This window comes from Sphingomonas sp. CROZ-RG-20F-R02-07 (assembly GCF_022662335.1).
GTDB lineage: Bacteria > Pseudomonadota > Alphaproteobacteria > Sphingomonadales > Sphingomonadaceae > Sphingomonas.
The window spans coordinates 1-11,685 of the sequence record NZ_JAKNQJ010000008.1; the positions used below are offsets into that span (position 1 = coordinate 1).

Here is an 11,685-nt window from a genome sequence, read left to right on the forward strand (position 1 = left end):
CTTACACAGCGCCGTCAGCGCCTCGCGGCCGATATGATCGTCCTTGGCAGCCCGGAACGCGATACGGCCGTCTGGTAGCGTGCGCTCCATGATGCCTGCGCAGACCTCGATCTGCGCGCCCGCTTTCCGAGGGCAGCTTGGCAACAACGCGGCTCATGTCGATGTTGGCGGGCACACTGACAGTGCCGGATGCGGGAAATCCGTGCTGCTGCCCGAGAATGATTCCCGTGAACTGCTCGGCGAGCCAGAATGGCGCTCCCATGCGCGTCGCTGCGGCCACTAGGACCAGGCTCCCGAGGCCGATGCCAAGGAGCGCTCGCCTCTTGCTCGAGGATCCCCAGCGACCGCTCCGATGACGATGGCCGCCGTTCTTGTTGACGAACCAGGTCGGGCCTGACTGCAGCTCGCGCCGTGCCTTCCAGTCGTTCCACGTAGTGCGCTCGGGTGCGAAGCCCTGCCGATTACGGTAGCGCTCGCGCATGTAGGCGCGGTCATCGAGCCCCATCTTGGCTCTCCGTGAAGGGCGCGTAGCTAGTAGCCATGTCCACATCGATCCGTCCAAGCATCGCATGGTCTCGCAGCGATGCGACGACGGCTTGCGGCTCATGGTCGGGTCGGTCTGGGTCGCGGTGAACGAAGAGCAGAGCCGAGGCAGGCCCAGCTAACCAGCGCACGATCGAGGTCTTGGGCATCCGCGGATCGTGGTCGGCGATCGACTGCAACGGCGTTCTGACGCCAGCAAGCACCGTCTCGGCCCAACGGAGGGCTTTGCGACATGTCGGATCGTGACCGGCGAGCTCGGCTATCGCATCAGGAGGAAGATCGCGAACAAGGTCGCGCACGCCGGAGAGCATGGCGCCGGGCTGCAGGCCTACATGGTCGACGGCCCGCATGAGGACGTAGCGGGACGCATAGCGCCAGCTTGGGTCGAGGTCCCGTGGATCAATGGGGATGAGCGCTTCGACCGCGGACGATCGCGCGTAGCTGCTCGGATGATCGGCGAAGAAGTCCCAATTGCCGCGCGCCGGATCGATCATGAGGTCGCGCGTTTGGTCTGCCAGAGCAATGAAGGCGTCGCCGGTGCCGATCACGACGATCCGGTCACCGTTGCCCTTCCGCATTGCTCGAAGCGTGTCGGCAACCAATGTATCGGGCTCAGCGATGGTCAGCCGTGTCCGAGCCGGCTCGGGTTCATGCTGGAAGCGGAACGGATAGCTAATCCCCATGACAAAGCGACCTTTCGTGCTGTGGAGGGGTGAAGGAGCCGCCTTCGGTCTGCAGCGACGCGCCGATCACGGCGCATCCGAGAGCCCAGGCGAGCGTGAAGATGGCAACCAACGCCGCTAGGAGGCTCGTCAGGCGCACTCGGGTCATCGCGCGCGCAGATTGACCCTGCGCCGGCGACAAGCGCTCCTGCGGCGTCTGCTGCGGACGTGGTGGCTCGCAGCCCGCTCCCTCGATCGCGCCGTCTGGCGGTGCGTCGAGGCGGATGGTGCGCCCGGTTGGCCGCGCACGCATGAAGTCGCGATCGGAGAGGCTCATGCCGGCACATCCGCGACGGAACGCGATGCCCGCAGCGCTCGGGTGACCGGCACAAGGACGGCGTAGGTCAGCGCGAAGACGGAGGCCATGGCCAGTGTCTCGGCGCCCCATTGCAGCGCGTGGTCGTGCTGCGCGAGGCGGCTGCACTCCGCAAGCGTGTGCGTATTGAGGTCGCACGGATGCCAATGCTTGATCGCGAGCACATGTTCGAGGGTGAGAGGCGTGGTGGGCATGGTCATAGCTCCAGTCCGATGTCTTTCTCGGGGAAGGGCAGCTCGATCGCGGGCGGCTCGGCACCGATCCGCAGCGATGCGGCCGAGAGGGTGGGATCGTTCTTGAAGTCAGGCGCTGTCGGGCCTGTGCTCATCGCGGCCGGCGTGATCATGTCCGCCTTGTCGCCGACCAGCTTCTCGGGTCCTCGATCGAGATCGGGAGGCAGGGTCGGGTTGAATGAGCCAGAGGAGCCCAAGCCGCTCGGGCTGCCGCCTAGACCCGACGCCGCTCCGTTCTCCGGCAGCGAGCTTCGCGCTGGGTCGATCGACAACTCGCCGGTGGTTTCGAGCGCGGAGGTCTTGTTACCCTCGTTGCGCTCGATCGCCTGGGTCAGCTTCTCGCGATTGTCGGTAAACAGCTGGATATCGTCACGGACGCGTGTGACCGTGACGTTGAAGAGCCGCTGATTGGAGAGGTTGGACTCCTTGTAGCTCATTACGGCGATCGCGTTGTCGGCGGTGATGCCCTGAGCGGCGTGCATGTTGAGCGCGTAGGCGAGGCTGATGCGCTCCATCATAGGGTCGCCGGGCTTCAGCTCATGGATGCGCCCGTCGCTCGCCTCCACCTTGATCCCTGACGGATCGGCCGACAGCACGCGCGCGATGTCGTTGTTGTTGAGACCGCGATCCTTGTCGTTCGTCGTCCAGCGGATCTTGTCGCCTTCGTGGAGCTTGATTTCCTCCCTCTGGGCGAGTTGCATCGCATCGGTCTTGTCGAGAGGCGAGATCTTCTGCGGGTCGAAGGTTTTGACCTTGTTGCCGATCTGGACTTGGACATGCCCTTTGGCATTGACCCCGATCACGTCAAAGGTGCCCCGCGGCAGGCCAAGCTCGCGGATCGCAAACCGCAGATCGATGACGAGCCGTGCATCGCCCTTCGCCTCGTAAGCCTGGGGGTAGCGGAGTTCTTCCCGGGTCAGGTTGACCTTATCGAGGACGCCAATTTCCACTCCCTCACCCTTCAGCGTCCCTTCGGCAGCGAGACCTTCCTGTATGCGGATGTTGAGCTCGGCACGGGCCACCCGCCCCGACGAGAACATCGCTGTTGAGGCCCGCTGCTCGGGCGTGAGGCCTAGCCAGTGTTCGGATGCCGCTTTCACGTGCTCGGGATTGGCAGTCACCTTGTTGCCGAGCATCGCCATGGCTTCGCGAGCCGCGCCGCGATTGGTGAGCGCAGCAACGGTCCGCAGCTGCTCGGTTCGTTGGCGCAGGTTCTCATCCATGCGCGCCATCGTGATCCCGCCCGCCTGCGCGAGTGCGAAGGCCTTGCCGGCGTCGACCGCCGTGATCTGCTGGCGATCGCCAATCATCAGGTATCGATCGACCCCAAGCGCGTTGGCGATCCCGACCAGGTGCTTCATCTGGTCCGATCCGACCATGGACGCCTCGTCGAGGATGATGGTGGTGCCGGCCAGCTCGTTGCGGGCGCCGTCATAGTCGGCACCCTTTCCTGCCAGCGCATGACGGGCGTAGCTGTGGACGAAGGAAGAGACGGTGCGGCTCTCGATGCCGGCCTCCGCGCCAAGCCGGTCGGAGGTGGCCTTCATCAGCGCCAAGCCGACGACCTTGCCCCCTTCCTGTTCGACGTTGCGCGAGACGCTCGCGAGCATCGTGGACTTGCCGGCGCCCGACACGCCCTGGACGGCGACGATGCGGTCGGAGGACGTGAGTGCCATCGTTGCGGCCGCCATCTGGCCAGCGTTCAGTTCCTTGTCGCCGGAAGCGGCATGGAGCCGAGCGATCACCGTCTCCGGCGAGACGATGACGCGCCCCTGTCCCTTGCCCCGCTCGATCTCAGCTAGGATGCCCCGCTCGGTTGCGAGCGCCTCCGGCGTGGTGACGTGGGTGACGACGCCATCGATGCGGTCCTGCTTACCAGGGATCAGTTGCTCGGCGCGGATGAGCTCGGACACGCGCCGGTCGACATGGTCGGGTGTGACGCCTTTCAGGCCGCGATCGAGAGCCGTCTTCACGACGTCGGGGATCGAGAACGCCGCTTCGCGCTGCGCGTGGATCCGGATGGCGGAGGCAACAGCGTGCTGGGCTCGTAGGTCGACCGGAGAGATCCGCAGACGCTCGAGGCCGCTGGCAATCAGCGGATCGTTCGGGCGGAAAGCGTCCCCAAGCGTCTCACGGATGCCGGCGATGGTCTCGCGGATGCGCTCCATGGTGCCTGGTTTGCTGTCTATCGCATTACCGCTCGCTCGTGCTTTCGCGGCTTCGACCAGGGCCCGGCCGTCGAACCCCATCTCCGCCGCACGGTCGCGCCACGCTGCACGGAGAGCGTCGCGATCCTCGACGTTGAGCTTCGCATCGCGGGTGTTTGTGGTGATCCGATCGATCTGCTTGGGGTTGGTTATGCCAAGCTCAGCAGCCTTCGCCCTTATGTCGGTGCTGCGCTGGCTGTAGGCCTCGATGACCTTTTTGGGCACGCCGTTGATTTCGAACTGGCCATGTTTGCCGGAGACCGACGTCTCAAAGCCGATCTTCGCCAGCTCGGCGCGGTAATTGGCGTGATAGGCCGAACCGATCGTGGTGTTGTTCTTCCATAGCTGACCGTTGTGCAGCGCTTGCCAGACCCCGTTGGCCATCTTGGTCATGTTGGCGACGAGGACGTGGATGTGCCCCTGCGGGTCGAGCGCACGGCTCGTGTCGTGCTGGAACATGGCGTAGACGAGGTTGCCGGTGCGGACTGCGTCACCCGCTTTTGAGCGGTCGTATGTGCGCCCTTCGGCGAACGTCTTTTCGACCCACGCCATTGTCGTCTTAACGGCGTTCATATGAGCTGCGAGGATGCGGGTGTCGCCAGTGACGTAGGCGAGGATGCTCGCGGATTTCGGCATCGAGAATGTCAGGTCGACGCCGTGCTGCCGGTTCGGCACCTGGCCGACCTTCTCGCCCGATGGCATCTCACCGTTGAGGATCTTCTCGAACGCCTCCTTGGTGACCTCCCCCTTGAGGCCGATCTCTGCAGCCCCAATGCCGCCCCAGAGGGTCGCCTCGGAGGAGTGCTCGGCGGTGTAATAGTCGTCCTTGGCGAAGTAGCTCGCTGCGCCGGAAGCCGACTTGACGGAGGCGACGGAAAGCATCGCTTACATCCCCATGTCCATGTCATCGTCGACCGAGGGCGATTGGTCGTGCCCGTGGTGGCGATGATGATGGTCGGCGTTGCCGATGGTGGCGAAGCCGTCGCGCAGTTCGCGGACCGACTGATCCTCCTGACGGTCGCCGTCGAGACGATCGAGGACGGGGTTGCCGATGGAGCGGGCACCGTCACCACGCGCGGTCTGCTGGCCCGGATCAAGGCTACGGGTCATGCCCGGATCGGTGAGGCGGAGACCGGCGCGGGCTGCCTTCACAGGTGAAGGTGGTGCCTCCTTTGCGTCGCCGGACGCCGTTGGACCGGTGCCTTGCGGAGCCGCTCCACCGGATCGACCCGGGATCTGGTCGAGAGCCACTTGGGTTGCGCCGACGACATCCATCGCCGCGGCCGCCTTCTCGGCTTCGCTCTGACCCTTTCGAGGCTCGGGAGCCGTCCGCTCCGGCTCGTTCTCGCCCCGCTCCTCCACGCCTCCTACGGGCCGTGTGGGCGTATGCTCCCGGCCACCCTCGCCTCCCTCATCCGCGCCCTTGTTCTTAGCCGCCCGATTTCGCCGCTCTTCCGGCGAAATGTACGGGGTTGGCTTGAAGTCCTTTCGGGGCATCGAGCCCGGGGCGACTTCGGGATAAGATTTGTAGGTGAGCTTGATCCGAGCAGCCGGGAAACCATCCGGAAATTTCACGAAGCCGTTTAGCGAGGGAAGGTCGGTGATGTCGTCTGGAAGCACCAGCGGCTCCACCGCGGTGCGCGGCGTGAGCGTCGATGCGTCACGGGTATTGTTGTAGCCGTAGCTGTAGGCTTCATCGACCTGTCGCACTTCGCGATTGCCGATGAACTCCGAGCATTTCTCCGCGGTAGTCCGGTCCGCCGTGGCGAGGATCAGTTTGGTACGCGCGAGGCCCGTCAGTGCCGTGGCATTTTGAAGACCGTAGGTCGCGACGAGCTTGTCGAATGAGTGGATCCCGAGGACGAAGGCGCCCCCGAAGTTCCGGGCCGATTGAAGGCCGTGCTCAATCCCCGGAAGGGCGTGCAGCGCATGGACCTCGTCAAAGAGATACCAGGTGCGAAGATCGCGCGTCTTGGGCAGTCGCATCAGGTTGTTGACGGCGAGGTCGATCCACAGCGTGAAGAGGCCGCGGGTCATCTCCAGGTCGTTGTACGAGCCGGTGATGAACATGATCGATCCGTCTCGATTATCGGTCGCGATCCAGTCGCGAATCGAGAACGCCGGAGCCCCGCCCTCGACCGGGTCCGGCATGAAGCGCAACGCCTGTCCGTTGACGTTCAGCACCGACCGGATTGATTCCGCCATCCGAGCGGCTTTCTCGGTCGTCAGCGGCGCCGCAACGGTGTCCTCAAGCTGGGCGTGGATCTTCTTCAGATCGGCGGTCATGAGGTGATGGGCGATCGCGGCATTGTTGCCCTCGCCTGCCTCCTGCAGCTTCAGGCACATCTCGATGAAAAGCATTCGCGCAGCGTTCTGCCAGAACGGTTCCTTGTCGTCGGGATGCGACGGGATCAGTGCCGCTGCTGCCGATACGAAATCGGCATAGTTGCGGCACTCATCGAACAGCGTCCAAGGGGCGCAGCGTTCGTCCATTGGGTTAAGGATTACGTCGGTTTCGGGGTCGAAAAACGTCTCCACGAACGTGCCGGTGAGATCGAAAATAACGGCTCTGTGACCGCGTTTGCGAATCTGGGAAACGTGGCTGCGCAACTGCGTCGTCTTGCCCGTCCCGGTCGTGCCGATCAGCATCGTGTGGCTCTGCTCTAGGCGCCACGGATAGGGAATCCCTGCGATGGAGTATGGAACGTGGATTCCGTCGTCGACGCGGTCGATGATCGGGGCTTTGGCGACCATATTTGGGTCGTAGGGAGGATCGTGCTCGGCGCACTCCTTCCGGAACTGAATGAGGTTGTGGCGGCGTACGTTGTCGAGCAGCAGCTGCCGTTCGACTAGCATCGATCCACGGTTGTGACGCTCGGTCAGAACGTCACGGCCGCGCTTGTTCGCCCAGGTGATGAACCAGCTGATCAGCGGGACCGCGACCGCCGTCGCCATCACCAGCGTCGTGAGGAAGATTTTGACCGTCTGATTCCAGGCGTGAACGACGTTCGGCTCAAAGGGCACGTAGCCGATCGGCACCTTGGTCACGCTGCCATTTGGAAGGGTCAGATTGATCAGGTGGAAGCGGTCTCCATCCACCCACGTCCAGATGGTCGAATAGAGCTTCATCAGGTCGAGCTGAAACTCGTGCTCGGCCAAGCCGAGCCAGACCATGATGTTGAATAGGACGATGAAGGATCCGAGCCAGATCCACACGGGCACAAGCGACGCGGCCCAGGCCATTTTGTACTGGCTTGAGAGCAGCTGGGAGCCGCGCGTGAAATTGCCCGAGTTTCGCGTGATCCGGCCGCGTGCGGAGGCGTGCTCGACGACCGCGGCCTGCCCGTTGAAGCGGATATCACCTTTGCGCATGGTGGGCCTCCACGCGCTCCTGAGCGATGTCGATTATCCGCTCAGCGTAGTCGGGATGTTCCCGGGTGACGATGAGGTCCATCGAGGCCGAAAGTTGCTCAAGGATGAGCAGCACGCGACTGACGTTGAAGGAGTGGCTGGCTGCCGCAAGCGGGACGCCGAAAATCAGCGCCAGGCGGATGATCTCGGAACGGGAAATACCCCGGTCGGATGCCGCACGGTCTATGGCCGCTCGCTGGTCGTCAGACAGACGCAGCGTGATAGGTGGGTTCGACATTGCACCATCCAAACTGTGGATGGTGGGAGTTTCGGAGAGGCCAACTTAGCTCCGTTCGATCGGTAGCGGAAGATGCTTTCTGTGTTACGTGCAACTACACCGGTTTCCGCGCAAAATCAGTGCGTTAGCGGGCACAACGGGGCCGTATTACACACGACTACGGTATCACCACAGAATACGCGTTCCTTTTCAGGCACTTACACCTGCGGTCGCCGCATAGGGTGTGCCTATCCTAGGGACTGTCATAGTGGTCCGAAGCATCATTGCTCTTCGTCCCCATGTTGAGTCAGGGTCCGAAGGGAAAGCCGCCGGAGGCGTCCAGCTTTAGGTGGCGACGTGTCGGGTTTGCGAAGCGATCCGCACCCACGACGGACCCGCCGAAGGCGAGGTCCGTCGAACCCTGTTCGATGATCCGGCAAAGCACGGATTATCGGGGGCGCTTCCGACGGCCAAAGGCCGTCATATTAGCTCTCGCTTGCGACACGTCGAAACGCCTGTCATCGTCCTACCCGGAGGCTGGCAACACATCAGGAAAAGGCACGACGATGGCACGCACAATCGAGGAGGAACGCGCGCAGCTCGCGGCTGAGGCAAAGAAGCTGGACGAGCGACGTCGCCAGCTTGCGGAAAGGGAGCGTTCTGAGCTCCTCAAAGAGGTGGAGAAGTCGGGGCTTCTGAAGGGTGACTCGGAGCAGATTCGATCGATCCTTGGAGCGGTAAAGTCGATGGGCGTAGCTGAAGTCGCGAAGCGTCTCGCCGCGTAGAAGGACAGCTGTGCAGGCAGGCTGGCGCCTGCCGGGCAAAATGAAAGGGGAGAGGCCGTTAGGCCCTCCCCTTTTTTTCTAACTGGTTGGGCATCGCGAGCTGGAGCCTATCGAGCAAAAAAAGGGGAAGCCGGTTTCCCAGCTCCCCCTGAGATTGTCCGAAGGGAGGCTAACCCCAGACAAGACGAAAATCGTGATCCGTATCGGCTTGGTCAGCCAGCTGATCGAGGCGGTCCAGCGACATTCCGGTGTCCAGCTGGTGGAGGTTTTCGCGAACCGTAGGCTCCGCTAGGATCTGGCGCAGTTCAGCGATTGGAATGCTTCCGCGGTGGTCGTCAGTGAGACGCATCGCGTCGAGCACGTGATGGGCGGTCTGATCGACTAAATTGACCGTGCGCGAACCATCGGGCGTATCGGCGACTCGCATCGAAATTGAACGGGTCTGATCGTCACGATAGAAGCGGACGTTGAGGCCACGGAACTGAGCCTCCTCGACAACTGCGATGACGCCTTCGTCGTGATCGAAAAGTGCGCAGATGCTGGCAAGTGACCATGGGCAGACGCGAGCCTCGAAGCTGCCTGCTTCGAGTGGATCGTCGTCTTCCTGCTCGACAAGTTCCTCTCGCGTGCGTGCAAACGACCGGAAGGCAGCAAGTTGGCGCGCTGTGATGGGTAGCGGGCATTACGTCGTTCTGTGCCCCGGCGCTGAGAAAGAAAGTGATCGACATGGCTTTGCCTCCCAAGTGAAATCACTTTGGCAAAGCCTCCTTCCCTCGACCCGTAAGGGTCGCACAGATCGTCTATGGGAGCGTCGGTCCGTAGGACCGAGCTCGACCAGTTAGAGTTCGGTAGGAGGTGCGTTCTAGGCGGGAGGTTGGAGCGGCGCGCGAGGCGTAGCGAACGGGCGACCCGAAGGGCTCGCCGTGATGCGAGCGAGCAGTGCCGCTGCGGCGTCCGCTGGGGCGATCGGCACGGCGCGATGCGTAGCGGCAGCGTCGGCGATGCAACGGCATCGCCACGCCCGCCAGCGAGCCGTGCCGGTGGCTGGGCGCGACCCTGCCATGGACCGCACCGGTCGAGGCGCAGCGAGCGCGACGCGCGACGGCGCGGCCGCGATGCGAGCGAGCCGGTGCGGTGGGTGCCACCAGGTCTCCAGCGCCGGCGCGCGAGGCGTAGCGAACTGGCGACCCGACGGGGTCGCCGTGATGCGAGCGAGCAGTGCCGCTGCGGCGTCCGCTGGGGCGATCGGCACGGCGCGATGCGTAGCGGCTGCGTCGGCGATGCAGCGGCATCGCCACGCCCGCCAGCGAGCCGTGCCGAGAGGCTGGGCGTGACCCTGCCATGGGCCGCACCGGTCGAGGCGTAGCGAGCGCGACGCGCGACTGCGCGGCCGCGATGCGAGCGAGCCGGTGCGGTGCGTGCCACGAGGTCCGATTGCCGGCGCGCGAGGCGTAGCGAACGGGCGACCCGACGGGGTCGCCGTGACGCGAGCGAGCAGTGCCGGAGGCCGGGCGTGACCCTGCCATGGACCGCACCGGTCGAGGCGTAGCGAGCGCGACGCGCGACTGCGCGGCTGCGATGCGAGCGAGCCGGTGCGGTGCGTGCCACGAGCTCTCGATCGCCGGCGCGCGAGGCGTAGCGAACGCGCGACCCGAAGGGTCGCCGTGACGCGAGCGAGCAGTGCCGCTGCGGCGTCCGCTGGGGCGATCGGCACGGCGCGATGCGCAGCGGCAGCGTCGGCGATGCAACGGCATCGCCACGCCCGCCAGCGAGCCGTGCCGGAGGCTGGGCGTGACCCTGCTATGGACCGCACCGGTCGAGGCGTAGCGAGCGCGACGCGCGACGGCGCGGCCGCGATGCGAGCGAGCCGGTGCGGACGCTCGGTGTGAAGTATCGACCGTGAGGGCAGTCCCCGCGGCGCGAGGGGGCTCGATGCCCCTGAGCGCCGCCCAGGCGACGTAAAAAAGGGGAGAGGCCCCGGTTGCCCGGAGCCCCTCCATCGGGTGCGTCAGGCGCGACGGCTGCGCGCTGCGGGAGCCATCGGGGCCTGCTCGGCGAGACGGAAGACGTGAAGCGGAACGCCGGCGGTGCGCATCTTCCGGGCGAAGTCGGACTGGACGCCCGAGCCTTCGCAGACGATCGCCTCAACCGGGCGCTGGTTGGCGATGCGGTCGTTGCGGAGGAAAGCCGCCTTCGGACCGTACCGCGTTTCCAGCATCATGCGTACCAGCTTGACCTGCCGCGACGACGCCCATGCGGCTGCGACGGCGTCTGCACCCTTGTTCATGCCGGTGGTCATCAGGACCATCGCCGGAATGCGACGCTTGATCTGGTCGAGGCGGTCGAAGAGCTGCTCGTGGTCGTGCCAGACCTGTCCGCCCGAGAAGGCGACAACCGGACCGGTCGGAGCGTGATCTTCCCGGCGCTTGGCGGCGCGGGCGGCGAGATAGTCCTTCCCGTCAATCACCGACGCGGTGAGCTTGGAGGAGACCCTGCTGCCGCGGATGGTGTTGAAGGGGCGCCCCGTCTCCACCCGGAACACCTCCCCGGCGTGGTCCCGCATGCACCGCATCGCTTCGGCGCAACCCTCCAGCGTCTGGCAGAGAAGCTGCGTGTCCTCGAGTTCGACGGCGTAGATCTCGCTGGGGTCGTAGGCTTCCACCATGTCCTTCAGCTTGCGGGCGGCGTCATCCTCGCGTCCCTCGATGCGCTTGGTCACCATGTGGAAGGAGTTGACGATGCCCCATGCGATGTCGGCGGCGAACTCCTCCATCCGAGTATCGCGCGTGACGTCGAAAACCGTCCGCAGCATGAGGTCAACGGCTGCGGCGGCCATTTCGGGGTCGGGCATGTCCAGCTTCTCGGGGGCGTTGAAGACGGTCAGCTTGGCCATCTCGCTGCTCTCCACGAAGGCGCCATCGTAGGTCTGCTGCGTGTCAGCGTCGATGTTCGCGGCGCTGTCGTTCATCCGGGCGTCGTTCATCGCGCGGGCGGCGTCGGAGAAGTTGCGGAAAGTGTTGGTCATGATAGCCTCCATGAGTTGAAAATCTCACCTTCTCTTGGTGAGGAATCTCACACGGCATGCGGCGGTCAGGGCCGTCAGGGACGTTAACCGGGAAGCCGCGCCCTTCGGGCGTGGACCCCGGTTAACGCTTGCGAGTGGTGGAGCCGATTTTCTCGGCCCCCAGAGCGGAGCGCAGCGGAGTGGCGGGGGTCGTGAAAATTGGGGGACCGCTCGTCCTTGACGGTCC

9 protein-coding genes are annotated in these 11,685 nt (G+C 64.5%); 1 reads left to right on the plus strand and 8 read right to left on the minus strand.

What is annotated here, in order from left to right; translation table 11 throughout:
• Positions 1-491: 491 nt before the first annotated feature.
• The 6 genes from L8H00_RS12510 to L8H00_RS12535 are packed head-to-tail and all read right to left on the minus strand — an operon-like array spanning position 492 to position 7,670.
• Positions 492-1,226 carry a type IV secretion system DNA-binding domain-containing protein gene (locus L8H00_RS12510; protein ID WP_242097683.1) on the minus strand — a complete coding sequence of 245 codons (735 nt, stop codon included), beginning with the start codon at positions 1,224-1,226 and terminating at the stop codon, positions 492-494.
• Entirely contained in the window at positions 1,216-1,542 is a 327-nt protein-coding gene (locus tag L8H00_RS12515) for a hypothetical protein (RefSeq protein WP_242097684.1), read from the minus strand. The genes L8H00_RS12510 and L8H00_RS12515 overlap by 11 nt, the downstream gene beginning before the upstream one ends.
• Positions 1,539-1,781, minus strand: a complete 243-nt coding sequence (locus L8H00_RS12520; RefSeq protein ID WP_133192276.1) for a hypothetical protein — start codon at positions 1,779-1,781, stop codon at positions 1,539-1,541. Before L8H00_RS12520 ends, L8H00_RS12515 begins: the two co-directional genes overlap by 4 nt.
• Entirely contained in the window at positions 1,778-4,903 is a 3,126-nt protein-coding gene (gene mobF, locus L8H00_RS12525) for a MobF family relaxase (protein ID WP_242097685.1), read from the minus strand. The genes L8H00_RS12520 and mobF overlap by 4 nt, the downstream gene beginning before the upstream one ends.
• Before the next feature lie 3 nt (positions 4,904-4,906).
• Positions 4,907-7,393 (minus strand): type IV secretion system DNA-binding domain-containing protein, encoded by a 2,487-nt coding sequence (locus L8H00_RS12530; protein ID WP_242097686.1) that lies wholly within the window; start codon positions 7,391-7,393, stop codon positions 4,907-4,909.
• Positions 7,380-7,670: a CopG family transcriptional regulator gene (locus tag L8H00_RS12535; protein WP_133192273.1), complete on the minus strand. Its 291-nt coding sequence runs from the start codon at positions 7,668-7,670 to the stop codon at positions 7,380-7,382. The genes L8H00_RS12530 and L8H00_RS12535 overlap by 14 nt, the downstream gene beginning before the upstream one ends.
• 545 nt (positions 7,671-8,215) lie before the next feature.
• Here L8H00_RS12535 and L8H00_RS12540 point away from each other — a divergent pair.
• Positions 8,216-8,434, plus strand: coding sequence for a hypothetical protein (locus L8H00_RS12540; RefSeq protein WP_133192272.1), 219 nt, complete (start codon positions 8,216-8,218; stop codon positions 8,432-8,434).
• Between the two features lie 169 nt (positions 8,435-8,603).
• Here L8H00_RS12540 and L8H00_RS12545 read toward each other — a convergent pair whose 3' ends face one another.
• Positions 8,604-8,861, minus strand: coding sequence for a hypothetical protein (locus L8H00_RS12545; RefSeq protein ID WP_242097687.1), 258 nt, complete (start codon positions 8,859-8,861; stop codon positions 8,604-8,606).
• Between the two features lie 1,581 nt (positions 8,862-10,442).
• Positions 10,443-11,459 (minus strand): SLOG family protein, encoded by a 1,017-nt coding sequence (locus L8H00_RS12550; protein ID WP_133192270.1) that lies wholly within the window; start codon positions 11,457-11,459, stop codon positions 10,443-10,445.
• Positions 11,460-11,685 lie beyond the last annotated feature (226 nt).